This window comes from Mesorhizobium sp. BR-1-1-10 (genome assembly GCF_020165595.1).
Lineage (GTDB): Bacteria > Pseudomonadota > Alphaproteobacteria > Rhizobiales > Rhizobiaceae > Mesorhizobium > Mesorhizobium australicum.
Genome location: NZ_JAIUIL010000002.1, coordinates 91,963 through 118,478 on the forward strand (window position 1 = coordinate 91,963; position 26,516 = coordinate 118,478).

A 26,516-nucleotide genomic window follows, 5' to 3' on the forward strand; every position below is an offset into this window, starting at 1 on the left:
CGCGGGAATTCAAGCAGCCATGGAAAACGAACCCTTGATCGACGATGCCCTTAAAACCGAGCTTTCGGTCCTCTACAAGGCCGGCGATCGCCCCTATCACAACCTCGCCCATATCGAAGCGATGCTGGGTCTGGCCGGCGACTATCGAACGCTTCTGGACGACCCGGAGGCCGTCGAAGCGGCGATCTGGTTCCACGACGCCGTTTACGACAGCAGGGCCAAGGACAATGAGGCGCAAAGTGCCGCCCTTGCCGAGCAAAAGCTCGCCGGCCGCATCGATGCCGGGCGGCTGAGCCACGTCAGCGCAATGATCCTCGCCACCGCCACGCACCAGGTGCCGCTGTTCGACGACGTTGCGGCGACGCGCGACGCCAGCTTGTTCCTCGACATGGATCTTTCGATCCTGGGTGCCGCACCGGATGCATTCGACGCCTATGAACGCGCGGTTCGCCGCGAATATGGCTGGGTGGAAGAGCCTATGTGGCGTGCCGGGCGCGGTGCGGTGCTGAAAGGCTTCCTTGCCCGCCCGCATATTTTTCACACGCAGGAGTTCCGGCAGCGCTTCGAGCCGCAGGCAAGGCGGAACATGGCACGGTCGCTGCAGGCCTTGACCTGATTTAGATCATTTTCGCGACCCGAGACGCTCGTCCCCCAAACGCCGGAGCCTCAGAGCGGATTTTCGGCGTAAAACTCCAGCACGCGCTGCTTGAAGGTCTTGTCCCCGACGGCCAGCATATGGTCCCTGCCCTCGATGTGGAAGGCCCTGGCGTTCGGCATCAGCGCCGCAAGCTCGTCCGGCGATCCGCCAATGTCGTCGGTGGTACCGACCGCGATCAGCGTCGGCTGGGCGACGCGGGCAATATCCTGCTCATCAAGCAGTTCCCGTGAGGTGACGATGCAGGCGGCAAGCGCCCGGCGGTCGCTGCGGGTCTGGTCGGCGAAGGCGCGAAAAGAGCGACCGCGCGGATGGGTGGTCGCGGCCGGATCCTCGGCCAGAAGGGCGGCCGCGATCGGATCCCAATCGCCTACTCCATCGATCATGCCGATGCCGAGGCCACCAAAAACCAGCGTCGCCACCTTGTCCGGGTCGGACAGTGCCAGGAAGGCCGCGATGCGCGCGCCCATCGAATAACCCATGACATGGGCGCGCTCGATGCCGAGATGACCGAGCAGGGCTGCCGCGTCCGAAGCCATTTTCGCCGGTGTATAGTCGGCCTCCTCATAGCTCTTGGATGACGAGCCGTGGCCGCGATTGTCGAAGGCAATGGCGCGGTAGCCGGCATCGTTGAGCGTCTTGAACCAGCCGGGCGACACCCAGTTGACATAATGGCTCGATGCAAAGCCGTGGATCATGAGCACCGGATCGCCCTCGCCAGATGCCGGCTGGCGGTCGAGGAAGGCTAGATCGAACCCGTCATGAGAGAAAAACTGCATCGGCTACACCACCATCGGCATTCAGCCGCCGCCACTTGGCGCATCGCCCTTGTCCGCCGGCGGCGAGCTCGGACCGGAGACCGTGCCGATGGCCGGATGGCTCAACAGATTGCCATATTCGATGCCGTTCCTGGCGGCCGTGCCGGCCTTGAGTTCAAGTACGAAACGCACGGGTACGCCAGGTGAAATGACGGCCTCGGACTGCGGTACGCCCTGTTTGACAGCCCGGATCTTGCCGTCCTGACCAATAAAGATCAGGTCAAGCGGCATCGGCGTGTTCTTCATCCAGAAGCCGACCTGTTGCTGGATCGGAAAAACGAACAGCATGCCATGGTCGTCCGCCATCTCCTGGCGATACATCAGCCCGGCCTCCCGCTCCGCGTCGGTGTCGGCGACTTCAATGGAAAACGAGCGATCTCCGCTTTTCGTCGCCACAACCAGCGGCGCGGGATCGACGGGAAGGATCATGGCCCGGCCATCGGCCGCGCTGGGTACCTGGAAATAGAAGAATGCGGCGGCGGCGACCATGACGGCAGCCACAGCGCACATCACGCCCGCCGTCAGCCCGTTCCTGTGTGTCATATGAAATCCTCGGCCGGATCGCCCTAATGCGAGACCGGCAAGGTGCCCATATCGGGGTGAATTTCGGCGGCCATAAGGCCTTTGTCACCGCGGCCGAAACGGACAAGCACGACCTGCCCTGGCCGAAGCTCGGTGATGCCGTAGCGCCGCAAGGTTTCCATATGGACGAAAATGTCCTCGGTGCCCTCGCCGCGCGTCAGAAAACCAAACCCCTTGGTGCGGTTGAACCATTTGACCAAAGCGCGTTCGAGCCCGCTCTCCGGAGTCACCGAGACGTGGGTGCGCTGTTCCTGCATTTCCGCGGGATGGACGGCGGTGGTGACATCCATGGAAAGCACACGGAACGCCTGCAGCCCGCGCTCACCCTGCTTGACAAGGCAGACCACGCGCGCGCCTTCCAGGGCAGTCTGGAAGCCGTCCCGTCGAAGGCAAGTCACATGGAGGAGGATATCGCCCGAAACACCGTCATCGGGAAGGATAAAGCCATAGCCCTTGGCCACATCGAACCATTTGATGGCGCCGGCAATCTCGGCCAGGTCGGCATCGCCGCCTTCGTCGTGAGACAAAGCGTCGCCAAGGGTATTGGCCCGCCCCGTCAAAGAGGCCTTTTCCCCCATAAGAATGCCCCCTTTATTCAAGAACACCGCAACTGATTCTTGACACCAGATTAACACCGCGGCTTCCGGTGTGTGCAAGACCTGACGTGCCTTTTTTCACGGTTCATTGCGGGAATACCGGATTTGTTCTTTGCCGGCACCGCTTGCCGCCTCACGATTGCCCTTTGACCGGGCCGACCCTATGTTGCGCCGCAACCCAACAGATCGAGGAAAACACATGCGCTATCTGCACACCATGGTCCGCGTCGCCGATGTCGATGCCTCACTCGATTTCTACTGCAACAAGCTCGGCCTGAAGGAAGTTCGCCGCTATGAAAACGAGCAGGGCCGCTTCACGCTGATCTTCCTGGCCGCTTCGGAAGACGAGCAGAGCGGCATCAACGAGAAGGCGCCGCTGGTCGAACTCACCTACAATTGGGATCCGGAAGACTACAAGGGCGGGCGCAACTTCGGTCACCTCGCCTATGAGGTCGACGATATCTACGCCACTTGCCAGCATCTGATGGACAATGGCGTCACCATCAACCGGCCGCCGCGCGACGGCAACATGGCTTTCATCAAGTCGCCTGACGGCATCTCCATCGAGCTTCTGCAAAAAGGCCCAGCGAAGGCCAAGGCCGAGCCGTGGGCATCGATGGCGAATACCGGAAGCTGGTAATCGATCACCTTTTCGAGTGGCCGGCGGCCACTCGATGGTGTTTGGCGAGGTTGTGCCTATCTATGCAGCCATGGCGCCTGCCCGGAAGAGCGGCGCCTCGTATGAGATTGAGCTTCGGAGAACCTTCATGCCGACAAGCCATGCCAATGTCGCCACGGCCCATGCAAGCCGCTATCTGCAACAGCTGTGCAAGCATTGGGCGCACAAGTTTCCCGTCGAGTTCGACCCCAACCACGGCATCATCGACCTTTCACTCGGCCGTACGGTCATGGACGCCGACGGGGCAGCGCTGCACATCACGGTATCGACCGACGAGCCCGCTTCGATCGAGCGCCTCGAAAGCGTCGTTGCCGACCACATCAAGCGCTTTGCGTTCCGCGAAGAACTGGCCTTCGACTGGAAACGCGCCGACGCGGCATAGTTCGTTCATGCGTGTCGCCGCCGCGCATTTCCGGCGAGACGCATGGATCAATCGCTGCCGGACTTGCCCGCCATCTCCAGCAGCGCCAGCACCGAACGCCAATTGCGTGCCGTGCCCGGCACTTTCAACGTGCGCGGAATGAGGTTGGCGAACACCGATTTGCCGAGCCCGTCCGGCGCGCTGAGGTAGAGCACGTCGCCCTTGACCTCGAAACGCTCGGGACCAGTGCACTTTTCCGCCAACCGCGCCACCTCGTCGGCGGTCGGCTCTCGCTCCAGCGCATAGGCGTGGAGCTTTGTGTGGTCGGCGGCCGCTTCCGGATATGGATTTTCGCGCACCAGCCTTTCGAACCATTCGAAATCGCGCACCATGATGCGCGAATGGAAACCCCATTTTGTCTCGAAGGCCGCCTCGATCCGTTTGGTCAGCGCGGCCGCATCACCCTTGTCGGCCCGGAACACGACATTGCCGCTCTGCACATAGGTGGCGACATCGGAAAAGCCGAGATCCTCGAAGAAGGCCCGCAACTCCGCCATCTTGACGATGCGGTTGCCGCCGACATTGATGCCGGAAAACAGGGCGATGAAGATCTTTCCGCTCATATGATGAACCCGGCCAATGTCTCGTTTTCGGTGATGTCCTGATACTGGACGCCCTCGGCCTCGAAATTTGCCTCAAGGAGATCGAAATTGCGCCGATCCTTGGTTTCGATGCCGATCAGCACCGAGCCGAAATTGCGCGCCGACTTCTTCAGATATTCGAAGCGGGCGATGTCGTCGTCGGGACCCAGCATGTCGAGGAAGTCGCGCAGCGCGCCCGGCCGCTGCGGAAAACGGATGATGAAATATTTCTTCAGGCCCTCGAAGCGCAGCGCCCTTTCCTTGACGTCCGGCAGCCGCTCGAAATCGAAATTGCCCCCAGACACCACGGCGACGATGGTCTTGCCCCTGATCTCCTTCCTGGAAAAATCCTTCAGCGCGTCGATCGCCAGCGCGCCGGCGGGCTCCAGGACCACACCTTCGATGTTGAGCATCTCGATCATGGTCGCGCAGAGCCGGTTTTCCGGGATGAGCCGCACGCTGTCGGCGGCAAACTCCTTGAGATAGCGCAAAGGTTCGCGGCCGATCTCGGCAACCGCCGCGCCGTCGACGAAGTTGTCGACCTTGGCGAGCTTCAGCCGTTTTCCCGCGGCGAGGCTCTCACGCAGGCTCGGCGCGCCGGCCGGCTCGCAGAAGACGAAACGCGCCTCGCGGCCCTGATCGGCGAAATAGTGCGTCACCCCGGCGGCGAGCCCGCCGCCACCCACCGGCAGCATGACGATGTCGGGCATGCGCCCGCCCGGCATCTGGTCCGCGATCTCGTAGGCGACCGTCGCCTGGCCCTCGATGATATCCTTGTGATCGAAGGGCGGCACCATGTGGGCACCGGATCTTTCGGTGAATTCGAAGGCGGCGCGGTAGCAGTCGTCGAAGAAATCGCCGACCAGCCTGATCTCGACGAAATCGCCGCCAAACAGCCTGGTCTTGTCGATCTTCTGCTGCGGCGTCGTCACCGGCATGAACACCACGCCCTTCTTGCCGAAATGGCGGCAGACGAAGGCGAAGCCCTGCGCGTGGTTGCCGGCGGACGCACAGACAAACAGCTCGGCCTGGTTGCCTTCGCCAAGCGCCCTGCGGAAGAAGTTGAAGGCGCCACGGATCTTGTAGGAGCGCACGGGGCTCAAATCCTCGCGCTTCAGCAGCACCCGCGCGCCGGTCTTCTTCGACAGATAGTCATTTTCCTGCAGCGGCGTTTCCGGGAAGATCTGGCGGATCGCGGAGGCGGCGGTGGCGACGCGCGAGGAAAAGCTGGTCATGGCAAGATCATCCCGGGATCGCCTGCGGGCGAGTTAGAGGAGAACCCTATTACACATCCGGCCCCGCAAGACCATTGCCCGGTCGAGCCCGTGCCCGCAACGGCGCCTTCCCGAAATGCTAGCAAGCACTTGGGGACGTTTGTTCATGCCTCTTCGTCGCGCTGAGCCGCGCATTGGTGGACGCGGAAGTTCGACATCCGGCCAGTTGCAGGTGCTTGTCTTGTGCGACCTTGCGGCCTTGCTGCCCGCTTTGGCTTTCGCGCAACACTGCGCCGGCGGTCGCGCGGCGCCGACCGCATTTTGGCTGGACACGACTTACTTCCGCCGCACTTCGCCTGCTGGGGAGATATCGCGGAGGGTGGATTGGCCCTTTTTGGGCTCGAGTGGATTTTTTGACGTGCATTTGAAGACGATTTGCATTCTTGCGCTTGCGCTGCTGGTGGCGGGCTGCGGCGGCCGCAAAACCGAGGAACTGCTCGGCAGCGCGGTCATGTCCGCGCCGGTGACGGAAATCGCGGGCAACCACTCGATCTTCATTGCCACGACCCGCAAGGCCTCCGACGATCCAAACAAGGTTTTCGACGGCGAACGCTCGGCGACGCTGAACTACGCCCGCGTCAACGTCACCGTTCCCGGTCTCCACCAGACCGGGCAGATCGAGCGGCGCTCGCGCGGCAAATCGAACGATCCCGCCAAGTATTTCATGGCTTCCGAAGTCGTCGGCTACGACACGCAGCCGAAATTCGCCAGCGCGCTCAGCGCCGACATAGCGGCACGCGGCGGCCGCGTCATGGTCTTCGTCCACGGCTACAACACCGGCTTCGACGACGCCGTCTACCGCTTGACCCAGATCGTCCACGATTCCGGCTATCCGGGAACGCCGGTGCTGTTCTCGTGGGCCTCGGGAGCCAAGACCACCGACTATGTCTATGACAAGGAAAGTGCCAGTGCCGCCCGCGACCAGCTCGAAGTGACGTTGCGCATGCTGGCGCAGAGCGGCGCGCGGCGCATCGACATCGTCGCCCATTCGATGGGAACCTGGGTGACGATGGAGACACTGCGCCAGCTCGCCATCACCGGTGACCGCGACCTCGGCGGCAAGCTCGGCGACGTGGTGCTCGCCTCTCCCGACATCGACGTCGATGTGTTCAAGAGCCAGATGCGCCGCTATGGCAAGCCCGACAAGCCGTTCATCCTGCTGTTGTCTGATGACGATCGCGCGCTGAGATTGTCCGGCCTGATCGCCGGCTCGCGCCCACGCGTCGGCGACTACAAGGATGCCGCGGACCTTGCCTCCTATGGCGTGACGGTCGTCGATCTCTCCAAGGTCAAGGGCAGCGACAGCTTCAACCACACGAAATTCGCCGACAATCCGGCACTGGTGAAGATGATCGGCCAGCGGCTGCGCGAGGACGATGGTTTCGCCAGCGACCGGGACGTGACCGACCGCATCAGCCTGCTTGGGCGGTAGATGCGGCGCAGCGGATTTCGCCGTGCCTGTTCAGCATCGCCGAACGATCGGCTCACTTTGAACTGGACCGCGCCCGCCTCTGGCCTTATCGGAGTATCGAGCGACGTCATGCGTTTGACGTCCCCCTGTGCGGGAGCCGACGCGTGGCCTTGGGCTTGAAGAGTTTCGGTGTCGTCGCGTTCGCGCTGCTGGTCGCTGGCTGCGCCGGAAATACGCATGATCTGCTCAACAAGACGACGGTCACCGTACCAGCATCCGATATTGCGGCCACCCATGAGATATTTGTCGCCACCACCCGCCAGAAAGCGGTGAAGGACACGCGACAGGTCTTCGACGGCGACCGTTCCCTGACCACCAGTTTCGCGCGGGTCGATGTCACGGTTCCGAAGAGCCATCAGGTCGGCAACATCGAGCGCGCCAAGGGTTCCGCCAACAGCAATCCGGCCAAGGATTTTGCGGCCACGGACGTCACCTTCTACGAAGGCGCGCCGCAATTCGCCAAGGCGGTCGGCTCCGACATCGCCATGCGCGGCGACCGGGCGCTGGTTTTCGTGCATGGCTTCAACAATGGTTTCGACGATGGCATCTACCGGCTGACGCAGATCGCCCACGACACCAAATATCCGGGCACTCCGGTGCTGTTCTCATGGGCATCGAGCGCCAAGACGACGGGCTACATCTACGACAAGGACAGTTCCACCGCCGCCCGTGACGATCTCGAGGCAACGCTCAGGATGCTCGCCAAGACGCGCGTCAAGAGCATCGACATCATCGCCCATTCGATGGGAACCTGGCTGACGATGGAGGCGCTGCGCCAACTTGCCATCACCGGCGACCGCGATCTCGGCGGCAAACTGGGTTATGTCATCCTTGCCTCACCGGACATCGATGTCGACGTGTTCAAGAAGCAGATGATCCGTTATGGCAAACCCAACAAGCCGTTCGCCGTGCTGCTTTCGGGCGACGACCGGGCGCTCAAATTGTCCTCGTTCATCTCCGGCGACAAACCGCGCGTCGGCGACTATGGCGATGCCGCCGATCTCGCCTCCTATGGCGTGTCGGTGGTCGATCTGACCAAAACGAAAGGCGGTGACGGCGGCCTCAACCACGCGAAATTCGCCGACAACCCGTTCCTGGTGCAATTGCTGGGCGACCGGCTGCGCACGCCGGCCGGGCTCGCCGCGGACGAGAACCCGGCACAGCTCGCCAATATCGGTCAGGGCCTGGGAAAGGTCGTCGGCTCCGCCGCAGAAGTCATCATCACGACGCCGTTCAAGGTGCTGACCATCGCCACCGGCGGGTGAGCAGCCACGAGCGGACGGCTGGTCTCAGACGAACAGATCGACCTTCTGGAACGTCGTCACGTCGATCAGGCCGACGTCGGAAATCCTGAGCTCGGGAATGACCACCAGCGCCAGCAGCGAGTGCTGCATGTAGGCATTGTTCAGGGAACAACCCATCTTGCGCATCGCCTCGGTCAGTTTCTCGGCCTTGGCGGCGACGATCTCGGCCCGCTCGTCCGACATCAGTCCGGCGATCGGCATTTCGACCAGCGCCAGTTCCTTGCCCCTGGAGAACAGCACGACCCCGCCGCCGACTTCGCCCAGTCGGTTCACGGCCAGCGCCATGTCCTGCTTGTTGGTGCCAACGCAGATGATGTGATGGGCGTCATGGGCGACGCTGGAGGCCATGGCGCAGTCGGCCATGTAACCGAAACCGGAGACGAAGGCATTGGTGACGCCACCCGTGCCCCTGTGCCGTTCGACCAACGCGATCTGACAGACGTCGTTGCGGCGGTCCATCGCGACCAGCCCGTCCTCGACCGGCAGATCGGCCTCCAGGGCCCGCGTCGGTGCCTGGTTCTCGATGACGCCGATCACCCGCACCCGCACCTCGTTGGCGCCCTTGGGTGCCGCGATATCGAAATCGCCGGCCTTCAGTTTCTTGCCCAACTTGACGGTGTTCTTCGCCGTCTTCGGATAATCATAGGCCGGGATATCGATGTCCAGCTTGCCGCCCTTGGCCAGCCTGACGCCGCGCGCATAGACCTCGTCGATGCTCATTGCGGCGAGATCGGAGACGACCAGCAGGTCGGCCAACCGCCCCGGCGCGATCGAACCGATCTCGCGTTCCAGTTTGAAATGCTGAGCGGTGTTGAGCGTTGCCATCTGGATCGCGGTCACCGGCTTCAGCCCCTGCTGGATGGCGTGGCGCACCACCCGGTCCATGTGGCCGTCCTGGACAAGAGTGCCGGAGTGGCTGTCGTCGGTGCAGAGGATGAAATTGCGCGGATCAATGCCGCTCTCCGTCACCGCCTTGATCTGAGAGGCAACGTCGTACCATGCCGAGCCCAGCCGCAGCATCGCCTTCATGCCCTGGCGCACGCGCGCGATGGCATCCTCGGCCCGCGTGCCTTCGTGGTCGTCCTCTGGGCCACCGGCGACGTAGCCATGGAACGGCAAGCCAAGGTCACGCGAGGCATAGTGGCCGCCAACCGTCTTGCCAGCCTGAACCGTGGCGGCGATCTCGCCCGACATGACGGGATCGTTGGCGGCGACGCCGGGGAAATTCATCACTTCGCCGAGCCCGATGATGTTTTCCCAGGTCATTGCTTCCGCGACATCGGCGACCGTCAGCTCGGCGCCGGCATGCTCCAGCCCCGGTGCCGACGGCACGCAGGACGGCATCTGCACATGCACGTTGATGGGCATCGCCACCGCCTCGTCATGCATCAGCCGCACGCCTGGCAGGCCCAGCACATTGGCGATCTCATGCGGATCGATGAACATCGAGGTGGTGCCGTGCGGGATGACGGCGCGGCAGAATTCGGTGACTGTGACCATGCTGCTCTCGACATGCATGTGGGCATCACAAAGGCCGGGCACGAGGTAGCGGCCGCCGGCGTCGGCCACCTTGGTGCCCTGCCCGATCGTGTGGCTGGCATTCGGCCCGCAATAGGCGAAGCGGCCGCCCGATATGGCGATGTCGGTGCCGGCGATGATCTCGCCCGAATGGACGTTCACCCAGCGCCCGTTGCGGATGACCAGATCGGCGGGTTTGCGGCCCATCGCGACATCGACCAGATCGGTCGCCATTTCGGTCCACGGTTTGGGTTTTGTCGCGCGGACGGGCGGCTTCCTGATCATCAAAGACTCCTGTTTGTCCGACTGTGCCAAGCCGACGGCGTTTTGGCCAGCGAGGAAGAATGGATTTGCCTGGAGATTGCCGGATTACTCCGGTTTCACGTCAACTTGACCTTGGCGTCGCCGGCTGAAATCCGCTCGGCGATACGCTCGACCTCGCCGCCCTTGAACGTGCCGCTGACCATGATTTCGCCGCCGCGTATCGGCTCCACGATGCGCGGCGACGTCACCACGGCGCCGTCGATGCTGAGATCGACAATCTTGCCGACATTTGCCCCCGTAAACCTGGCAAAGGCTTTGCCGCTGTCGGGAGTGAGCTTCAGGCTGAGCTTGGCCTGCCCCGAAACTGAATCGGGAACGGCGACGGCCTTGGCAATGATGAGCGTCAGTGGTTCGGCCACTGCGGCCTGACCGACCAGCACCACCGCCGCGACGGCCGCGACCAAGCGGAACAAGATGCGCATGAAGGATCCTCTCACGATGGCGGTGTTTCGCACGAGGCGCGCGCCACCGCAATCGCGGCAGGGCGCTACCCGCCGACTCCTTGAGACCCGCGAGGACGCTAACCGCGTTTGCAGAAATCCGATTCCGTTTTGCCGAAAATCAGGTTAGGCTCCGACCTGGGATCTATGACTCTTCTCGGGGAGTTCGATGCATCGCCTGATGGTCGCAAGTGCCGGTCTTCTTGCCCTGTCCTTGCCGGCATTTGCTGCCGACGCGACAGTCGATGTGCCGATGACCGCGCCTGGCTTCGACTGGACCGGCTACTATGCGGGCCTGCAGGCAGGATATGGCTGGGGCCGCTCCGAGATCACCACGACGGAAGGCGCGCCGTTTTCCATCACGCCGGACGTCGGCGGCGGGTTCGTCGGCGGCCATGTCGCCGGCCTCTGGCAGTTTGATCAGGCAGTGCTGGGCGCCGAGGCGGACCTCAACTATTCCTCGGTCGACGGCACGGCGCAATCGGGCCTGGGAGACACGTTCGGCACCGACATCAAGTGGTTCGGGTCGGTCAACGCCAAGGCCGGCTTCGCCATGGACCGCCTGCTGGTCTATGGCATCGGCGGCATTGCCTTTGCCGGCATCGAGACGTCGCAGACCTCGGGGCCAGGGTTCGACAACACGGGCACAAATGTCGGCTGGACCGTGGGCGCAGGCGTCGACTACGCGCTGACAGACAAGTTCGTCGTCGGCGCGCAATATCGCTACTACGACTTCGGCTCAGAGAACCACGAGGCGCCAGCCCCCTTCAACGACCGCGATCAGAGCGTGAAACTGAACACGGTCGGCATCAATCTCAGCTACAAATTCTGAACGCAGTTCCACGCGTGACGTTTACGGCCCAGGTTTACAACGGCGGCGGCTACTTGCTGGAAAGGGGGCGGCCGGCGCCCCCAAGTGGGCGGGGGGATGGGTTGGCCTGAGAGGCGCCGGCCTAGGCGGATCAAATCCGCCACGCAGATATTTACCGATGCCCGCGGCGCGCATAATTCCGCGATCGCGCCAGTATCGTTATGCCACCTCCTCTGGGTGCGCGTTCGGCCACCGCAGAACACGACTTGACGGGCTGTGTCTGGCATCTGAAAAGGACGTGCCTGCGGACGTGGCGGAATTGGTAGACGCAAGGGACTTAAAATCCCTCGATCTCTGATCGTACGGGTTCGATTCCCGTCGTCCGCACCAGAAAAAAGTCTTCAGATTTGTTTGGATTTTTTCTCTGTTGAACCGCCGCAGCATCATTTAGCCGGCGTGCCACTGCTGCGGATCACTGCTGTAACTCGGACAGCGCCCTCTGCATCGGGGCCATTGAAATCTGGATCGGGCCGGAAAAAGCCACGTCCATGTCGAAGATCAGGTAGATCGCCCCGGCAACCAAAGCCGCCGATGCCGCGTAGGTCGAAACGGTGATCGTATTGCGTGGCGCCCTGAAGCCGAAGCTGGCGAAGATCAGCACCAGCCAGGTAACCAGGAGCGTGATCAGAGGCACCGGGATCGTGCCCTCCGACTGCTCGATGAGCACCCAGCGCAACTCCAGCACCTTCTGCAAATGCTGGCGGGCGTCCTGCACAATGAAGCCATGCGCATCGTCGGTCGGCGCCAGCGCACTCAGCCGGGTGCCGATTTCCGCCAGCAACTGCTCAGAGAGCCGGTTGGCGGCGACCAGCGTCTCGCTGGTGGGCGAAGAATCACCCGCCACGCGCTGCACATAGACGACCAGCGGCTGGCGTACCGTGTCGGTTTGCGGGCCATACTGGCGCAAGGTCCTGTCGAGAAGGATCAATTCGGTCGCATAGGCGTGCACGTTGCGGTCGATCGATTCGAAGGTGTTCCTGGCCGAGTTGATCATCAGGCCGAGCATCAGCGAGGTCATGACCCCGAACAGGTTCGCGGCGTGCCGAACCACGGTGTTCGTGTCGTCATCACGATGTTTGGCTGGCAATTTTGGCCATATCGCCGTGCTGGCGAGCGCGGCCACCGTCAGGCATAGGAAGATTACCATTGCGATGAAAGCTTCGCGCATGCCGCTCATTCCGATTGGCAATGGCAAGGCGTCAGTTGATGACCGCCATCACTATTCCGGCGCGTCCTTGCGCCCTGCCGAACGCCTGCCGCGCCCCTTGTAGCCGAGATAGGTGGCCGTCACCGCCCCACGGAAGGCAAGCCAAACCAGACGCCGACGCATCGAGGCCCCCAGAGCCTTCGATCTCGATGACGGGTGTGTCATTCGATGTAAGTCACCGCACCCGTTTGCAAGTCATAGATTGCCGCGACTATCTTCAGCTTCCCCGCCTTGATGAGGCCGGCCAGCACCTTGCTCGAGGCGGCCAGTCGCCTCGCGGTCCTCCGTGCGCTTTCCTTGGCGGTGTTGTTGACGAAATCACCCGCTTCGCTCCGCGCTGCTATCGCCGCGGGCAGGATCGGTTCGATCATCGGACCGATCGCGCCAGGATAGGTCGCGTTCTTGGTCACCACGTCGCACGCCGCCTTGACGGCGCCGCAGTTTGTGTGCGCGAGAACAACGATCAAGGGCGAGCCGAGCACCGCTGCCCCGTATTCGACCGTGCCGAGCGTGGCAGTGTCGACGAGGTTGCCAGCATTCCGGGCGACGAACAGCTCTCCAACGCCGTGACCGCCGAAGATCAGTTCAGGCGGAACGCGACTGTCGGCGCAACTGATGATCGTGGCCCAGGGCGCCTGGTGTGCGGCAACAGCATTCCGCTGCGCGGCAAGGTCTATCGAGCAGAGTTCCGGGTGACCGACGTAGCGTTCGTTGCCGGATTTCAGTGCGGCGAGCGCGTCATCGAGGCTCAGCGCGGTCACCGCACCTTGGGCCGCGCGCGCCGACCATGTGGCCCCACCAACGCCGAATGCAACGAGCCCCGCGCCGGCTTTGAGGAAGTCCCTCCGGTCGACCGCTTTGCCATCACAGGTGTAGCACATTCTCAATTCCCCGCCCTGGTCCCCAAGGCATAATATGCGCTTGCTCTAATATATAGCAAGCGATCGGCGACAACGTCAGAATTGATGAGATGGCGGCGGGATGCGAGACGACGAAAGCCACCGGCAACGCAGTGCTGGGTGCCCTCATATCAACCGGCTTACCGCCTTTAGGTGACCTTCAGCGAGAAATTGCCGTGGATCTGGATGCCCAGTCGCTCGCCCTTTCTCCAGCGCACTTCCGCTCGATAAGTCGCACCGTCCAACGGCACGCGCAGCCGGAAGGTATTTGGCACTTCAACCCCCACAGCGACACGCAACTCGGCGCCATGCTCATGCTGGTTTCTGACGGCGCAGCCTATTTCGCCATCCTGCGCGATTATGAACGCCTCCTTCAAAACCACCTCGCGTAAGTGCGTTCGACGCTCTACTGGAGGTTCAGAAGGTTTATCGGTCATGGCAAGCCGCCTCCGACGAGCGAAATGCTACCAGACCAAGGTCTGCAGCTCAGGACGCAAAGGTCTGACGTTTTCGCTTAATTCGTGTATCTGACCCTTTGTACGCTCGGCACATTAGTAAATCGTGAAATATATACTCTATGGTCGTCGCCAAAATTGTCACCTGACGCTGAGACACAGACGGCGAAAATGGCATGGGGAAGCCAGGTATGTTCATCGACTTCTACGAAATGCTGGAAATCAGTCCGAATGCCAATTCGGAAACGATAGAACGCATTTTTCGGCATTTTGCCATGCGCTACCACCCCGACAACCAAGTCACTGGGAACGAGTCACGCTTCAGCGATATTCTTGAGGCTCACAACACGCTCAAGGATCCGGTCAAGCGTGCGCAGTACGACATTCAGTACAAGGCGCATTTGAACCACCGGGCCGAGCTGACCGATGAGGCGAGCAACACAAAGGGCTTCGATCGAGATTCCGTCATTCAAGCCAAAGTGCTGTCACTGCTGTATGTAAAACGCCGGCAGGACGTCAATCATCCCGGGATAGGCGATGAAGAACTCGAACGAATGTCAGGCTGTCCGCAAGAGCACCTCGAGTTTCACCTCTGGTATCTGAAAGCAAAGGGCTGGATAGCCAGGACGGAAAACGGCACGTTCGCCATAACCGTCGAAGGCGTCGATCGCGTTAATTCCGAACATCATCGTGACGCGGCCACCACCCGACTGTTGGGTCACGCGGGCTGAATTGAGATCGCTCGGTCTCTGATCAAGCCGTCACCGGATTCAGCTTCAGGTGCTGGATCAGGATGATGGTCTTGGCATCGACAATGCGGCCACCGGCGATGCCGGCCAGCGCTTCGTCGAGCGGCATTTCCAGGACCTCGATGTCCTCGCCCTCCTCCGGAGCGCCGCCGCCGGCCGAGATGCGGTCGGCGGGCGAGTAGCGCGCGACGAAGAACCAGAGCCGCTCGGTGACGCTGCCCGGGCTCATATAAGGCGAAAACAGCCGCTCGATGTCCTTCAACCGGTAACCCAGTTCTTCCTCGGCTTCCTTGCGGATGGCGGTTTCCGGATCGTTTTCGTCCAGCAAGCCGGCGCAGGCCTCGATCAGCGGCTCGCGGTGGCCGGTGACATAGGCGGGATAACGGAACTGGCGCACCAGAAGCACAGTCGAACGCTGGGGGTCATAGGGCAGGATCACCGCGCCGTCGCCGCGATCATAGGTCTGGCGGACCTGCGTCTCCCATTGACCGTCACGCCGGCGATAGTCGAGCACGGTCTTTTTCAGGACCGCCCAGTCGTCGGAGAGAACCTCTTCCGAGCGGATACGAACGCGGTCTTCCATATGACACCTCGATGCTGGCTGGCGGACGCAGGCGTAGCCGCGAAGCGGAACAGGCGCAATCCGGCGATTGGTCCAGCGCGCGCTTCACCGTCTCGTGTGTGGTATGGACGGGTGCCGTCGCCTAGATAGCGCATTCCCCTTCCCGGAGTTTTTCCATGACGACATCGCTTTTCCAGCCGATCACCCTCGATGGGCTCACCTTCCCCAACCGCATCGCCGTGGCGCCGATGTGCCAGTATTCCGCCGAGGACGGCTCGGCCAGCGACTGGCATCTTTACCACTGGATGAACCTTGCCATGTCCGGTGCCGGCATGGTCACGGTGGAGATGACCGACGTCGAGCGGCGCGGGCGCATCAGCCATGGCTGTCTCGGCCTCTATTCCGAAGACAATGAAGCCGCCGCGCGGCGCGCGCTGGATGCGGCCAAGCGCGTGGCCGCACCCGGCACTAAGTTCGGCACGCAGCTGGCGCATGCCGGCCGCAAGGCCTCGAACCGCAAGCCTTGGGAAGGCGGCGGCCCGTTGCAGCCAAACGAGGATCCCTGGCAGACCGTCTCGGCCTCGGCCATCGCCTACGACGCCGGCTGGAACGTGCCGCGCGCCCTGGACGACGAGGAAATCCTGCAGCTCGTCGAGCGGTTCGCGGACGCCGCAAGGCGGGCCGACCGTGCCGGCTTCGACTTCATTGAACTGCATGCGGCGCATGGCTACCTCATCTTCCAGTTCCTGTCGCCGCTGTCCAACCAGCGCACGGATCGCTGGGGCGGCTCACTGGAAAACCGGATGCGTCTCGCCGTCGAGATCGCCAGGGCGGTGAAGAAAGCCGCGCCGAAACTGATGCTCGGCGCACGGCTGTCGGTGAAGGACTGGGTCGATGGCGGCTTTGACGTCGCGGACGCGGTCGAGGTGGCGAAAGCGCTGAAGGCCGAAGGCGTCGCCTATCTCTGCTGCTCGAGCGGCGGCAATTCGCCATTGCAGAAATTACCCACCGGCCCCGGCTATCAGGTGCATCTGGCCGAAGCCCTGCGCAAGGGCGCGGGCATCCCGACCCGGGCGGTCGGCCTGATCGATGACCCGAAACAGGCCGAGGCTGTTATCGCCGAGGGTCGCGCCGACATGGTGGCGCTGGCGCGAGCCTTCCTCGCCGATCCGCGCTGGGGATGGCGTGCGGCCGCCACGTTCAGCGAAAAAATTCATCCGGCGCCGCAGCTCGCCCGCTCGGTGACGACGATGGAACATTGGATGAAGGCCACCGGCTGATCCCCCTTTCTCCCGTCGCGACCTTTGGGCGCAGGCCGAAGGCCACTTTTGCAACCAAATTGGCTGCTTTGCGTTGCGGCCATGATGATGGACAACAAACCCTTTGAAACGCCGGTCGTGGTCGAGCTTGGCCATGTCGGCAAATATCGCCATATCCGCTCGACCCAGGAGGCGGCCGAGTGCTTGATGACGGTGTGGCCGCTCAATCGCGGGCCTCGTCATCGTGATGCCCTCGACACTTGCCTCAAAGTGCTGGAAGGTTATCGTTCGACAGCGGAAGCGCGCCGGGCACTGATCGAGGCGGCCAGGGAATCGGAAGTGCTGGTGCCCGACGACAAGCTGCCCGACGACCGGCTGCATTGAGCAGGCGGACCTTTTAACTGGAGGTTTTGATGGCGAAGCTGACTTACAAGATCGTCGAGCATGACGGTGGCTGGGCCTACAAGGTCGGTGCGACCTTCTCGGAGACATTTCCCACCCATCAGGATGCATTGCGTGCCGCCGAGATCGCTTCGGCCGAACAGCAGGTGGCGGGTTCCACCGATGGTATCCAGTATGAGGACGCCGAGGGCAAATGGCACGAGGAACTGGCCGACGGCCGCGATCGGCCCCAGACTGAAATCTCGGATTGATCCAGCCCTGCGCCAGCCGCGGACGCCAGGAGAGACGGCGTCCCGCGGCAGGCAATACGCGGCTGCCTATTTACTTGCCGCAATACTGATCGTTGACGTTGCCCTGAGCGTTCGCATCGGGGCCTGGCGTGCTTGAGGCACAAGGCCCGGCCGGGCCGGGGTTGCCAAGGGTGCTCAACCCAGAGCCGTCGGCGTTGATGCTGCCAGTGGTGCTCTGGTCGATGGCCGAGGAATCCTCATTGCCGAACAGCCACCAATTGTGATGGTTGGAATAGGTAGCGTCCGACGATTGGGCCATCGCCGATGTGGCGAGACCGATCGTCAGGACGGATGCTGCGAAAAGTTTCCTGTACATTGATTTTACTCCGTATCTTGATCTTGGCCGCCTTGGGATGCGACACGGGGTAAACCTGACCGTCAGCCGAATGGTTCCCTGAAATTCTCGTGAAGTGGCGGTGATGTCGGGTGACAAAAGCGCGTGCCGCCATGCGCTCGAAGGCTGTGACCTGTTCGGGCGACGGATTGCGGCACCACCTCGGCCCTGGTCGCCCTCCGCGACCGAGGACAATCCGGAAGGGCTTGTTCCCATCCTGGTCAAGCCGCGCTTGGTACTGCAATGCAGGTGATATCTGGTGGACGTGTCGGATCGTTCGCCTTTGGACGGCATTGCCGCCGCCCATCCGCCGCGCTATTTCAGGCGACCCGTCCTGCCGGAGCCTTCCATGCCTGAAATCGTCACTGCCGCCATGCTCGTCATCGGCGATGAGATTCTGTCCGGCCGCACCAAGGACAAGAACATCGGCCATCTCGCCGATATCATGACGGCGATCGGCATCGACCTGAAGGAGGTGCGCATTGTTCCCGACGAGGAAGACGAGATCGTCGCGGCGGTGAATGCCGTGCGCGCACGCTACACCTATGTCTTCACCACCGGCGGCATCGGCCCGACGCATGACGACATCACAGCCGATTCGATCGCCAAGGCGTTCGGCGTGCCTTGCGAATACGATGCCAAGGCCTATGCCCTGCTGGAGGCGAGCTATGCCGCGCGCGGCATCGAATACACGGAGGCACGCAAGCGCATGGCGCGGATGCCGCGCGGCGCCGACCATATCGACAACCCCGTCTCCGTGGCGCCCGGATTCCGCATTGGCAACGTCCATGTCATGGCCGGCGTGCCCTCGATCTTCCAGGCCATGCTCGACAATGTCGTGCCGACCTTGAGAGCCGGCACCAAAATGCTGTCGGCCACGGTGCACTGTCCGTTCGGCGAGGGCCTTGTCGGCGGGCCATTGGGCGAGATCCAGAAAGCCCATCCGGATACGATCATCGGCTCCTACCCGAAGTATGGCGACGGCAAGTTCTGGACCGAACTGGTCGTTCGTGCCCGCAGCGCGGAGGCGCTCGAAGCCGCGCGCGCCGACGTCGAGGCCATGGTGGCAGGCTTCGCGGATAAGGCGATCTGATCCGCTGCAAACCGGAACCAAGAACGACGCTACGACGTTTCCCTGGCGCGAGGCTCGTCGCTCGCACGATCGAGGGGTCATCATGCGTTTCAAGACCATCGTTGCCATTCTGCAGAACGAGCAGGACGCCGAGCGGGTGCTCGACTGCGCCATTCCGCTTGCCAGCCGCTTCGAGAGCCATCTGATCGGCATCCATGCCGAGGCGCTCCCGGTGCCCTACACGTCGGCGACGGGCTTTCCCGATACGGAGTTCCTGCAGGTTTCCGCCGACATGAACCGGGAGCGGGCCGACAAACTCCAGGCTGTCTTCCTGAAGCGGATCGAGGATTCCGGCCTTTCCTTCGAATGGCGCAGCCTGGAGAGCTTCTCCGGCGACAGCGCACTGACCGGCATTTCAAGCGTGCGCGCCGCCGATCTCATCATCGCCGCCCAACGCGAGACCGGCGGCGATCCGAGCGCCGACGTCGATACGCTTGTCTACGACGCCGGCCGGCCGGTGCTGGTGGTGCCGAGTGGGGGTCCGCTGGTCACCACCTTCAAACGCGTGCTGCTTGCCTGGAACGGCAGCAAGGAGGCCGCGCGCGCCGCCTTCGATGCCTTGCCTTTCATCATCGAGGCCGAGAAAACCGACATACTGGTCATCGATCCGCCCGATACGCTCGACGAGCGCCCGGAGGCCGCGGGCGCCGAAATCGCGTCGGCCCTGTCGCGCCACGGCGCCACCGTTAGCGTCTCGGTGCAGAAATCGGGCGGTACCTCGGTCGACGACATAATCCAGAACAGGATCACCGAGACCGGCGCCGATCTGCTGGTGCTTGGCGCCTACAGCCACTCCTGGCTGCGCCAGCTGCTGTTCGGCGGGGTAACACGCACGGTGCTGCGCTCGTCGCAGGTCGCGGCCTTCCTGTCGCGATAAGTCCACAGCGATTGCTGCCGGCCACCCTTGCCAAGTCCGGGGGTTTCCAGTTAATTCCGCGCGCATTCCCCTGTTTCTTGCACGCGGCCGCCGCGTGCCGTGGAGTGCGCGAGACATGTCCCTTCCCGAAAAAGCCTTCCCGGTTTCCTGGGACCAGTTCCATCGCGACGCGCGCGCACTTGCCTGGCGGCTTGCCGGCACTAGCAAAGGTCAGTGGAAGGCTATCGTGTGCATCACACGTGGTGGCCTGGTCCCGGCGGCGATCATTTCGCGCGAACTCGGCATCCGCGTGATCGAGACGGTCTGTGTCGCCTCTTATCACGACTACACCAGCCAAGGGCAGTTGCAGGTGCTGAAGGAGATCACGCCGGCCTTGCTGGCCGACGATGGCGCCGGCGTGCTGATCGTCGACGACCTAACCGACACCGGCAAGACCGCCGGCATCGTGCGGGCAATGATGCCGAAGGCCCATTTCGCGACAGTCTACGCCAAGCCGAAAGGCCGGCCGCTGGTCGATACGTTCGTCACCGAGGTCAGCCAGGATACCTGGATCTATTTCCCTTGGGACATGGGTTTCACCTATCAGAAGCCGATCGCCGACGATCACGCCGGTTGATTCGCGGCAAGCTGCTTTTTTCCAATCAAGCCAGCGCCGACGGCAATATTTGCTTGCGCGAAGGCATCCGCCGCCAAGATATCCTGTGAAATCGACCCTTGTTGGCGGCAATCAGCCAGCGTGACCGAAGTTTTTACTTTTATTGGTCACAATTAGCCGTAAGATTCATGAGACGGCAAACGATTCTGGAGGCTGGGGCTAGCTTCTCCGATGTTGACACGGCCAACGACGCACAACCACCTTGCTGAAAGGGTCAGGCGACTCTTCGGCACGGCGCCGTGCCGTCTGCAGGTTGCCGCCCTGCCTTGGCGCGATGTCGGGAATGGCGTCGAGGTCATGTTGATCACCAGCCGTGATACTGGCCGCTGGGTGCTTCCAAAGGGCTGGCCGGAAGCCAGGGAGCCGCTCTGCGAAGCGGCCGCCCGCGAGGCCGCCGAGGAAGCCGGTTTGCGCGGAAACATCTCTCATCTTGAAGCCGGCCGCTATTTCTATGCCAAGGTGCTGGCTTCGGGCGAAGAAGTGCCTTGCGAGGTTCTGGTGTTCCCACTGCACGTCGACAAGATCGCGGACCGCTGGAAGGAAAAGCACTCCCGCACCCGCAAATGGGTCAGTTCCAGCGAAGCCGTGCGCATGGTCAATGAACCCGACCTTTGCCAGATCATCGCCTATTTCTGTGCCGACCCACGCAGGTTCTCCTGATCGGCGCCTTTCGCGTGTATCGCGGCGGACGCACAACCTTGTGCCGCAAGGGTTTGCTAATTTTTCTTGGTTAGGATCGATCAGTCCTGGCGTTTGATCGATGGCGAATCCCGCAGACCCACTTCAGCACGACCCCGGCGAGCCGCAGCGCGAGCATCGCCCGCGCGTGCTCAAAGGTGGAACAGTCATCACAGGGATCCAGAATTCCGAAGTCGCCTGTATGGTGCGCAACCAGCATGCGGGCGGCGCCGAACTGAAATTACCGGCCGAAGCCAGGGTTCCCGATCATTTCCTTCTCTACATACCGCTCGACGGCGTCGCCTATCGCTGCGAGGTCCGCTGGCGCCGCAGCGACCGGATCGGCGTACAGTTCAACGGGACCGAACCCAAGCCGAAGCTACACTACGGCTGAGGCCCGGCGCACCGGCACGGCGAAGCCCGCGCACCGGCTTGGCGGGCTTTTCGGGGCATCCCAGCAAATGTTTCGCAGCGCCCGTGCCACTGGCCAACGATCGCACCGGCTTACCGCCGGGCAGATGGCCGACGGCGGGTCGATTCTATCCCCGTTATCCACATGTGTGACACACAAGATGTTGGGGTCACAAAAGCTACGCAAACGAATCCTTGACGGCTCGAAACGAGTCGCCTTTTATAGGCCATGCGCTCCTGTTGAGAGCGCGACCGGAAAGTTCTGAGCCCGGTCTTTTTCCCGGATTATGTGCGTTTTGCCCGCATTTCCGCCTGTTTACGAGGCCGGCGGAAGCGTTGGGATCGTGGGTTGGGTGGGCGACGAAAGGGAGAATTGTCGGACTGGAATAAATTGTCTGTTAATACTATATTTAGTGTTTGCAGCTAAGTTCGACGCTAGATAGTGTGAAATTCCCTCGAGTGAGGGAATCGAAAAATTCAGTTTTGAGGGGCCCGCGGGCCGGTTGGCAGCCTCGGCAGATGCCTGGCAAGGCGTATTGTCGTGAGCGTGGCCGAGTCTGCGAAGAGGAGATGCCGGCATTGTTCGCAATGCCGGCAAACGGCGGACTGCGCGTTTCGTCTTTTGGGGCAGAAATCCCCTGATGAAAGCGCTATATGTAGACAAAAGGGACCGGACCAATGCGCATCGAGCGTCGTTTCACCAAGCCAGGACATGCAGGCCAAGAAGGGGCCGCTTATGCGGAGATCGAATTCCGCAAGGCGCTTTCCGAGATCAAGAATCCGGATGGCTCGGTGGTGTTCCGCCTGGACAACATCGATGTGCCTGCGCAGTTTTCCCAGGTCGCCGCCGACATCCTGGCTCAGAAATATTTCCGCAAGGCCGGCGTTCCCGCGCGCCTGAAGAAGGTCGAGGAGAACGACGTCCCCTCTTTCCTGTGGCGTTCCGTCGCCGACGAAGCCGAACTCGCCAAGCTTCCCGAGGCCGAGCGCTACGGCTCCGAGATCGACGCCCGCCAGGTCTTCGACCGGCTGGCCGGCACCTGGACCTATTGGGGCTGGAAGGGCGGCTACTTCAAGGCGTCGGAGGAAGACGCGCGCGCCTTCCGTGACGAGCTTGCCTATATGCTGGCGACCCAGCGCGTCGCGCCGAACTCGCCGCAATGGTTCAACACCGGCCTGCACTGGGCCTATGGCATAGACGGTCCGAGCCAGGGTCACTTCTATGTCGACCCGTTCACCGGCAAGCTGACCAAGTCGAAATCCTCCTACGAGCATCCGCAGCCGCATGCCTGCTTCATCCAGGGCGTGCAGGACGACCTCGTCAACGAGGGCGGCATCATGGATCTGTGGGTGCGCGAGGCGCGCCTGTTCAAATATGGCTCCGGCACCGGCTCGAACTTCTCGCTGCTGCGCGGCGAAGGCGAAAAGCTGTCCGGCGGCGGCCGCTCGTCCGGCCTGATGAGCTTCCTCAAGATCGGCGACCGCGCCGCTGGCGCCATCAAGTCGGGCGGCACGACGCGCCGAGCGGCGAAAATGGTCATCGTCGACGCCGACCACCCCGATATCGAGGAATTTATCGACTGGAAGGTCAATGAAGAGCAGAAGGTCGCCTCGCTGGTGACCGGCTCCAAGATCGTCAAGAAGCATCTCGAAGCGATCATGAAGGCCTGCGTGAACTGCGAAGGCCATGACAACGACTGCTTCGATCCGGCCATCAACACGGCGCTGAAGCGCGAAATCAAGTTGGCCAAGAAATCGGCTGTGCCGGAAAACTACATCTACCGCGTCATCCAGTTCGCCAAGCAGGGCTACACCTCGATGTCGTTCAAGACCTACGACACCGACTGGGATTCTGACGCTTATCTCACCGTTTCGGGCCAGAACTCCAACAATTCGGTGTCGCTGAAGGACAATTTCCTGCGCGCCGTTGAAGAGGACGCAGACTGGCACCTGACCGCCCGCAAGGACGGCAAGGTCTTGAAGACACTGAAGGCGCGGGACCTCTGGGAAAAGATCGGCTACGCCGCCTGGGCGTCGGCTGATCCCGGCCTGCACTTCAACACCACGATGAACGACTGGCACACCTGCGCTTCGGCCGGTGCGATCCGGGCCTCCAACCCGTGCTCGGAATACATGTTCCTCGACGACACGGCCTGCAATCTCGCCTCGATCAACCTGCTGCCCTACCGCAACACCGACGGCACCATCGATATCGCAGCCTACGAGCACACCGTGCGGCTGTGGACCATGGTGCTGGAAATCTCCGTCATGATGGCGCAGTTCCCGTCGAAGGAGATCGCCAAGCTCTCCTACGACTACCGCACGCTGGGCCTCGGCTACGCCAATATTGGCGGCCTGCTGATGACCTCGGGCATTCCCTACGATTCCGACGAGGGCCGCGCCATCTGTGCCGCGCTGACCGCCATCATGACCGGCGTCGCCTACTCCACCTCGGCCGAGATGGCCTCCGAGCTCGGCGCCTTCCCGGACTATGACCGCAACGCCCAGAACATGCTGCGCGTCATGCGCAATCATCGCCGCGCCGCCTATGGCGACAAGGACGGCTACGAGAAGCTGGCCGTCAATCCTGTGCCTCTCGTTGCATCGGACCTGAAGCAGCAGGATCTGGCCATCCATGCCAAGGCCGCCTGGGACCGCGCCATCGAACTCGGCGAGGAGCATGGCTACCGCAACGCACAGGCAACCGTGATCGCGCCGACCGGCACGATAGGCCTGGTCATGGATTGCGACACCACCGGTATCGAGCCCGACTTCGCCCTGGTGAAGTTCAAGAAGCTCGCCGGCGGCGGCTATTTCAAGATCATCAACCGCGCCGTGCCGGAAGCGCTTCGCACGCTGGGCTATTCCGAGAGCCAGATCGCCGAGATCGAGGCCTATGCCGTCGGCCACGGCAATCTCAACCAGGCGCCGGCCGTCAACCCCGGCTCGCTCAAGGCCAAGGGCTTCACCGACGACAAGATCGCGGCGCTCAACGCGGCGCTGAAGTCGGCCTTCGACATCAAGTTCGTCTTCAACCAGTGGACGCTCGGCGCCGACTGGGTGAAGGAGACCTTCGGTTTCACCGACGAGCAGCTCAACGACTTCTCGTTCGAAATGCTGCCGGCGCTGGGGTTCTCCAGGAAGGACATCGAGGCCGCCAACATCCATGTCTGCGGTGCGATGACGCTGGAGGGCGCGCCCTTCCTCAAGGCCGAACACCTCCCCGTGTTCGACTGCGCCAGCCCCTGCGGCAAGATCGGCAAGCGCTCGCTGTCGATCAACAGCCACATCCAGATGATGGCGGCGGCACAGCCCTTCATTTCCGGCGCCATCTCCAAGACCATCAACATGCCGAACGACGCGACGGTGGAGGATGCCAAGAGCGCCTACATGCTGTCGTGGAAGCTCGCGCTGAAGGCCAACGCGCTCTACCGCGACGGCTCGAAGCTGTCGCAGCCGCTCAATGCCTCGCTGCTCGCCGATGGCGAGGAAGACGAGGACGAGGCGATCGAACAGCTGATCCAGGCACCGGCTGCGGCGCGCGCGGCGCAGATCACCGAGCGCATCGTCGAACGCATCATCGAACGCGTGTCGCGCGAGCAGGAAAAGCTGCCCGGCCGCCGCAAGGGTTATACGCAGAAGGCCAAGATCGGCGGCAACACCATCTTCCTGCGCACCGGCGAATATGACGATGGGCGTCTCGGCGAGATCTTCATCGACATGAACAAGGAGGGTGCCACCCTGCGTGGCCTTCTCAACAACTTCGCCATCGCGATCTCGCTTGGCCTGCAGTATGGCGTGCCGCTCGACGAATATGTGCACGCCTTCACCTTCACCAAGTTCGAGCCGGCCGGCATGGTCATCGGCAACGATGCCATCAAGAGCGCGACGTCGATCCTCGACTATGTGTTCCGTGAGCTGGCCATTTCGTATCTCGGCCGCAACGATCTCGCCCATGTCGACCAGTCGGATTTCTCCAACACCGCACTCGGCCGTGGCATCAGCGAAGGCAAGACCGACGCCGTCTCCAAGGGTCTGACCCGCGGTTCGCCGGTGAAGCTGGTCTCGAGGGCAGGCGAGCCGAAGGGCTTTGCCGGCTCCGGCACCCCTGCCCGCTCGGCGCCGACAGCTTTCTCCGGCTCCAACGTGCTGGCGCTGAAGCCCGCAACCGACGAGGCGGTCGCCTACAAGCGCGACTATGAGGAGCGGGCTAGGGAATTGGCGGAAGACATCGCCTTCGAGGAAGCGGCCTCCGATGCCTCGACCGATACCACTGCGGCGCTGTTCACCGATACGGCGGCCCATGAAGCGGCCGAAGCGAAGAAACTCGCCGCCGACCGCCGCGCCAAGTCGCTGCTGCAGGGCTACACCGGCAATTCCTGCTCCGAATGCCAGAACTTTACGATGGTAAGGAACGGGACTTGCGAGAAGTGCGATACTTGCGGTGCCACGAGCGGGTGCAGCTGAGGGGTTTGTTCGAGCCCAAAGGTCGTAAATGCAACGACGCCGACAACTCTGGATTTCGGCGTCGTTGAAAGCGGCATACGGGACAACTTGAAAGCCCCAATCGGGAAATCGATCCCGTTTACGACGTTTGCTATTGGCCCGCCTTTTCGATCTGCCTTGTTTTTCGACGTATACGGCCCAGAGTGTCCAGAACTCTCAACCGCTTCAACGGGACGCCGCCATACTCTGTAAGTGAACGGCGGCCCTTGCTGTCTACAACGGTCAGCATCGCACGGCGCCATTCTCCTCTGGCATCAAACGCGGCTAGGAAGCTCTGAAAATCAGTCGCTTCGGCGCCGTTTTTCTTGCAGAAGTCGGGGAAGGCTTGCCCGAATGTGATCGCGGCGCTTTCCAACCGTTGCGAAGCGCGACCTCTAACAACACGTCCACGCAGGAAGTCGATCTCGATTACTCCACCTGGGCTGATCGCAGCCTCTTCGAACACCTCGGTTTGGCAGAAGCCGACAACAAAACCCAGCCCACTTGCCATTGAGTCAGCGAAGTTGTGAGCGATTGCGCAAAGGCGGTCATGCTTCATGTTTGGAGAATAGCAAGCTCATCGTCTG

At 62.2% G+C, this 26,516-nt stretch carries 29 protein-coding genes and 1 tRNA gene; 17 read left to right on the forward strand and 13 right to left on the reverse strand.

The genetic code is table 11. The features are described 5' to 3' along the window. Positions 1-19 precede the first annotated feature (19 nt). Entirely contained in the window at positions 20-616 is a 597-nt protein-coding gene (locus LB555_RS03300; protein WP_015318061.1) for a hypothetical protein, read from the forward strand. A 50-nt stretch (positions 617-666) separates the two neighbouring features. Here LB555_RS03300 and LB555_RS03305 read toward each other — a convergent pair whose 3' ends face one another. Genes LB555_RS03305 through LB555_RS03315 form a run of 3 tightly spaced genes read right to left on the reverse strand, consistent with a single transcriptional unit; the run spans position 667 to position 2,633 of the window. Further along, positions 667-1,434, reverse strand: coding sequence for an alpha/beta fold hydrolase (locus LB555_RS03305; protein ID WP_224682269.1), 768 nt, complete (start codon positions 1,432-1,434; stop codon positions 667-669). A 21-nt stretch (positions 1,435-1,455) separates the two neighbouring features. Then, complete coding sequence (locus LB555_RS03310; RefSeq protein ID WP_140665546.1) at positions 1,456-2,016, reverse strand: DUF192 domain-containing protein; 561 nt, start codon at positions 2,014-2,016, stop codon at positions 1,456-1,458. 23 nt (positions 2,017-2,039) lie between these two features. Further along, the gene (locus tag LB555_RS03315) at positions 2,040-2,633 is read right to left on the reverse strand and encodes a cold-shock protein (RefSeq protein ID WP_015318064.1); all 594 of its coding nucleotides are present in this window, start codon (positions 2,631-2,633) and stop codon (positions 2,040-2,042) included. Positions 2,634-2,850: 217 nt separating this feature from the next. On the opposite strand from LB555_RS03315, the gene gloA reads away from it, so the two are divergent. Both gloA and LB555_RS03325 read left to right on the forward strand, forming a co-directional pair. Further along, the gene (gene gloA / locus LB555_RS03320; protein WP_015318065.1) at positions 2,851-3,291 is read left to right on the forward strand and encodes a lactoylglutathione lyase; all 441 of its coding nucleotides are present in this window, start codon (positions 2,851-2,853) and stop codon (positions 3,289-3,291) included. Between the two features lie 127 nt (positions 3,292-3,418). After that, entirely contained in the window at positions 3,419-3,712 is a 294-nt protein-coding gene (locus tag LB555_RS03325; RefSeq protein WP_224682270.1) for a DUF2218 domain-containing protein, read from the forward strand. A gap of 47 nt (positions 3,713-3,759) precedes the next feature. Here LB555_RS03325 and LB555_RS03330 read toward each other — a convergent pair whose 3' ends face one another. Both LB555_RS03330 and ilvA read right to left on the reverse strand, forming a co-directional pair. Next, the gene (locus LB555_RS03330; RefSeq protein ID WP_023773109.1) at positions 3,760-4,314 is read right to left on the reverse strand and encodes a DUF1697 domain-containing protein; all 555 of its coding nucleotides are present in this window, start codon (positions 4,312-4,314) and stop codon (positions 3,760-3,762) included. Further along, a complete protein-coding gene (ilvA, locus tag LB555_RS03335; protein WP_224682271.1) occupies positions 4,311-5,567 on the reverse strand; it encodes a threonine ammonia-lyase IlvA in 1,257 nt (418 codons plus the stop codon). Before ilvA ends, LB555_RS03330 begins: the two co-directional genes overlap by 4 nt. Before the next feature lie 397 nt (positions 5,568-5,964). Between ilvA and LB555_RS03340 the strand changes: the two genes are divergently transcribed. Together LB555_RS03340 and LB555_RS03345 are read left to right on the forward strand one after the other, a co-directional pair. Then, on the forward strand, positions 5,965-7,038 hold the full coding sequence (locus tag LB555_RS03340) for an alpha/beta hydrolase (protein ID WP_224682272.1): 1,074 nt from the start codon (positions 5,965-5,967) through the stop codon (positions 7,036-7,038). 143 nt (positions 7,039-7,181) lie between these two features. Continuing rightward, positions 7,182-8,342 carry an alpha/beta hydrolase gene (locus LB555_RS03345; RefSeq protein ID WP_224682273.1) on the forward strand — a complete coding sequence of 387 codons (1,161 nt, stop codon included), beginning with the start codon at positions 7,182-7,184 and terminating at the stop codon, positions 8,340-8,342. 24 nt (positions 8,343-8,366) lie between these two features. Here LB555_RS03345 and ade read toward each other — a convergent pair whose 3' ends face one another. Both ade and LB555_RS03355 read right to left on the reverse strand, forming a co-directional pair. Next, complete coding sequence (gene ade / locus LB555_RS03350; protein ID WP_015318071.1) at positions 8,367-10,184, reverse strand: adenine deaminase; 1,818 nt, start codon at positions 10,182-10,184, stop codon at positions 8,367-8,369. Positions 10,185-10,279: 95 nt separating this feature from the next. Further along, entirely contained in the window at positions 10,280-10,645 is a 366-nt protein-coding gene (locus tag LB555_RS03355) for a SecDF P1 head subdomain-containing protein (protein ID WP_224682274.1), read from the reverse strand. Between the two features lie 187 nt (positions 10,646-10,832). Between LB555_RS03355 and LB555_RS03360 the strand changes: the two genes are divergently transcribed. Together LB555_RS03360 and LB555_RS03365 are read left to right on the forward strand one after the other, a co-directional pair. Continuing rightward, positions 10,833-11,495, forward strand: coding sequence for an outer membrane protein (locus LB555_RS03360; protein ID WP_224682275.1), 663 nt, complete (start codon positions 10,833-10,835; stop codon positions 11,493-11,495). A 283-nt stretch (positions 11,496-11,778) separates the two neighbouring features. Beyond that, positions 11,779-11,864 (forward strand) — tRNA-Leu (locus LB555_RS03365). Between the two features lie 82 nt (positions 11,865-11,946). Here the strand turns inward: LB555_RS03365 and LB555_RS03370 are convergent. From LB555_RS03370 to LB555_RS03380, 3 genes are all read right to left on the reverse strand, one after another. Next, positions 11,947-12,702 carry a DUF4239 domain-containing protein gene (locus LB555_RS03370; RefSeq protein ID WP_224682276.1) on the reverse strand — a complete coding sequence of 252 codons (756 nt, stop codon included), beginning with the start codon at positions 12,700-12,702 and terminating at the stop codon, positions 11,947-11,949. Between the two features lie 200 nt (positions 12,703-12,902). Beyond that, positions 12,903-13,622 carry a carbonic anhydrase gene (locus tag LB555_RS03375; protein ID WP_224682277.1) on the reverse strand — a complete coding sequence of 240 codons (720 nt, stop codon included), beginning with the start codon at positions 13,620-13,622 and terminating at the stop codon, positions 12,903-12,905. A gap of 167 nt (positions 13,623-13,789) precedes the next feature. Next, entirely contained in the window at positions 13,790-14,077 is a 288-nt protein-coding gene (locus tag LB555_RS03380) for a PilZ domain-containing protein (RefSeq protein WP_224682278.1), read from the reverse strand. A gap of 209 nt (positions 14,078-14,286) precedes the next feature. On the opposite strand from LB555_RS03380, the gene LB555_RS03385 reads away from it, so the two are divergent. Further along, complete coding sequence (locus LB555_RS03385; RefSeq protein ID WP_015318076.1) at positions 14,287-14,826, forward strand: J domain-containing protein; 540 nt, start codon at positions 14,287-14,289, stop codon at positions 14,824-14,826. 22 nt (positions 14,827-14,848) lie between these two features. On the opposite strand, the gene LB555_RS03390 is transcribed toward LB555_RS03385, so the two are convergent. Beyond that, positions 14,849-15,427: an NUDIX domain-containing protein gene (locus LB555_RS03390; RefSeq protein ID WP_224682279.1), complete on the reverse strand. Its 579-nt coding sequence runs from the start codon at positions 15,425-15,427 to the stop codon at positions 14,849-14,851. 155 nt (positions 15,428-15,582) lie between these two features. Between LB555_RS03390 and LB555_RS03395 the strand changes: the two genes are divergently transcribed. The 3 genes from LB555_RS03395 (at position 15,583) to LB555_RS03405 (ending at position 17,318) form a co-directional block, all read left to right on the forward strand. Continuing rightward, positions 15,583-16,686, forward strand: a complete 1,104-nt coding sequence (locus tag LB555_RS03395; protein ID WP_224682280.1) for an NADH:flavin oxidoreductase/NADH oxidase — start codon at positions 15,583-15,585, stop codon at positions 16,684-16,686. An 84-nt stretch (positions 16,687-16,770) separates the two neighbouring features. After that, positions 16,771-17,049, forward strand: coding sequence for a DUF982 domain-containing protein (locus LB555_RS03400; RefSeq protein ID WP_032935880.1), 279 nt, complete (start codon positions 16,771-16,773; stop codon positions 17,047-17,049). Between the two features lie 29 nt (positions 17,050-17,078). Next, on the forward strand, positions 17,079-17,318 hold the full coding sequence (locus LB555_RS03405) for a DUF2188 domain-containing protein (protein ID WP_015318080.1): 240 nt from the start codon (positions 17,079-17,081) through the stop codon (positions 17,316-17,318). 70 nt (positions 17,319-17,388) lie between these two features. Here LB555_RS03405 and LB555_RS03410 read toward each other — a convergent pair whose 3' ends face one another. After that, positions 17,389-17,673: a hypothetical protein gene (locus tag LB555_RS03410; protein WP_015318081.1), complete on the reverse strand. Its 285-nt coding sequence runs from the start codon at positions 17,671-17,673 to the stop codon at positions 17,389-17,391. A 367-nt stretch (positions 17,674-18,040) separates the two neighbouring features. Between LB555_RS03410 and LB555_RS03415 the strand changes: the two genes are divergently transcribed. The 6 genes from LB555_RS03415 (at position 18,041) to LB555_RS03440 (ending at position 25,911) form a co-directional block, all read left to right on the forward strand. Then, a complete protein-coding gene (locus LB555_RS03415) occupies positions 18,041-18,784 on the forward strand; it encodes a competence/damage-inducible protein A (RefSeq protein ID WP_224682281.1) in 744 nt (247 codons plus the stop codon). An 82-nt stretch (positions 18,785-18,866) separates the two neighbouring features. After that, complete coding sequence (locus LB555_RS03420) at positions 18,867-19,700, forward strand: universal stress protein (RefSeq protein WP_224643689.1); 834 nt, start codon at positions 18,867-18,869, stop codon at positions 19,698-19,700. A 115-nt stretch (positions 19,701-19,815) separates the two neighbouring features. Next, positions 19,816-20,316 (forward strand): xanthine phosphoribosyltransferase, encoded by a 501-nt coding sequence (gpt, locus tag LB555_RS03425; protein ID WP_015318084.1) that lies wholly within the window; start codon positions 19,816-19,818, stop codon positions 20,314-20,316. 210 nt (positions 20,317-20,526) lie between these two features. Next, positions 20,527-21,015, forward strand: coding sequence for an NUDIX hydrolase (locus LB555_RS03430; protein ID WP_015318085.1), 489 nt, complete (start codon positions 20,527-20,529; stop codon positions 21,013-21,015). A gap of 100 nt (positions 21,016-21,115) precedes the next feature. Continuing rightward, positions 21,116-21,427, forward strand: a complete 312-nt coding sequence (locus LB555_RS03435; protein ID WP_140616952.1) for a PilZ domain-containing protein — start codon at positions 21,116-21,118, stop codon at positions 21,425-21,427. 695 nt (positions 21,428-22,122) lie between these two features. After that, entirely contained in the window at positions 22,123-25,911 is a 3,789-nt protein-coding gene (locus LB555_RS03440; RefSeq protein WP_224531111.1) for a vitamin B12-dependent ribonucleotide reductase, read from the forward strand. 130 nt (positions 25,912-26,041) lie between these two features. Here LB555_RS03440 and LB555_RS03445 read toward each other — a convergent pair whose 3' ends face one another. Beyond that, positions 26,042-26,488: a hypothetical protein gene (locus LB555_RS03445; protein WP_224531112.1), complete on the reverse strand. Its 447-nt coding sequence runs from the start codon at positions 26,486-26,488 to the stop codon at positions 26,042-26,044. Positions 26,489-26,516: the final 28 nt, after the last annotated feature.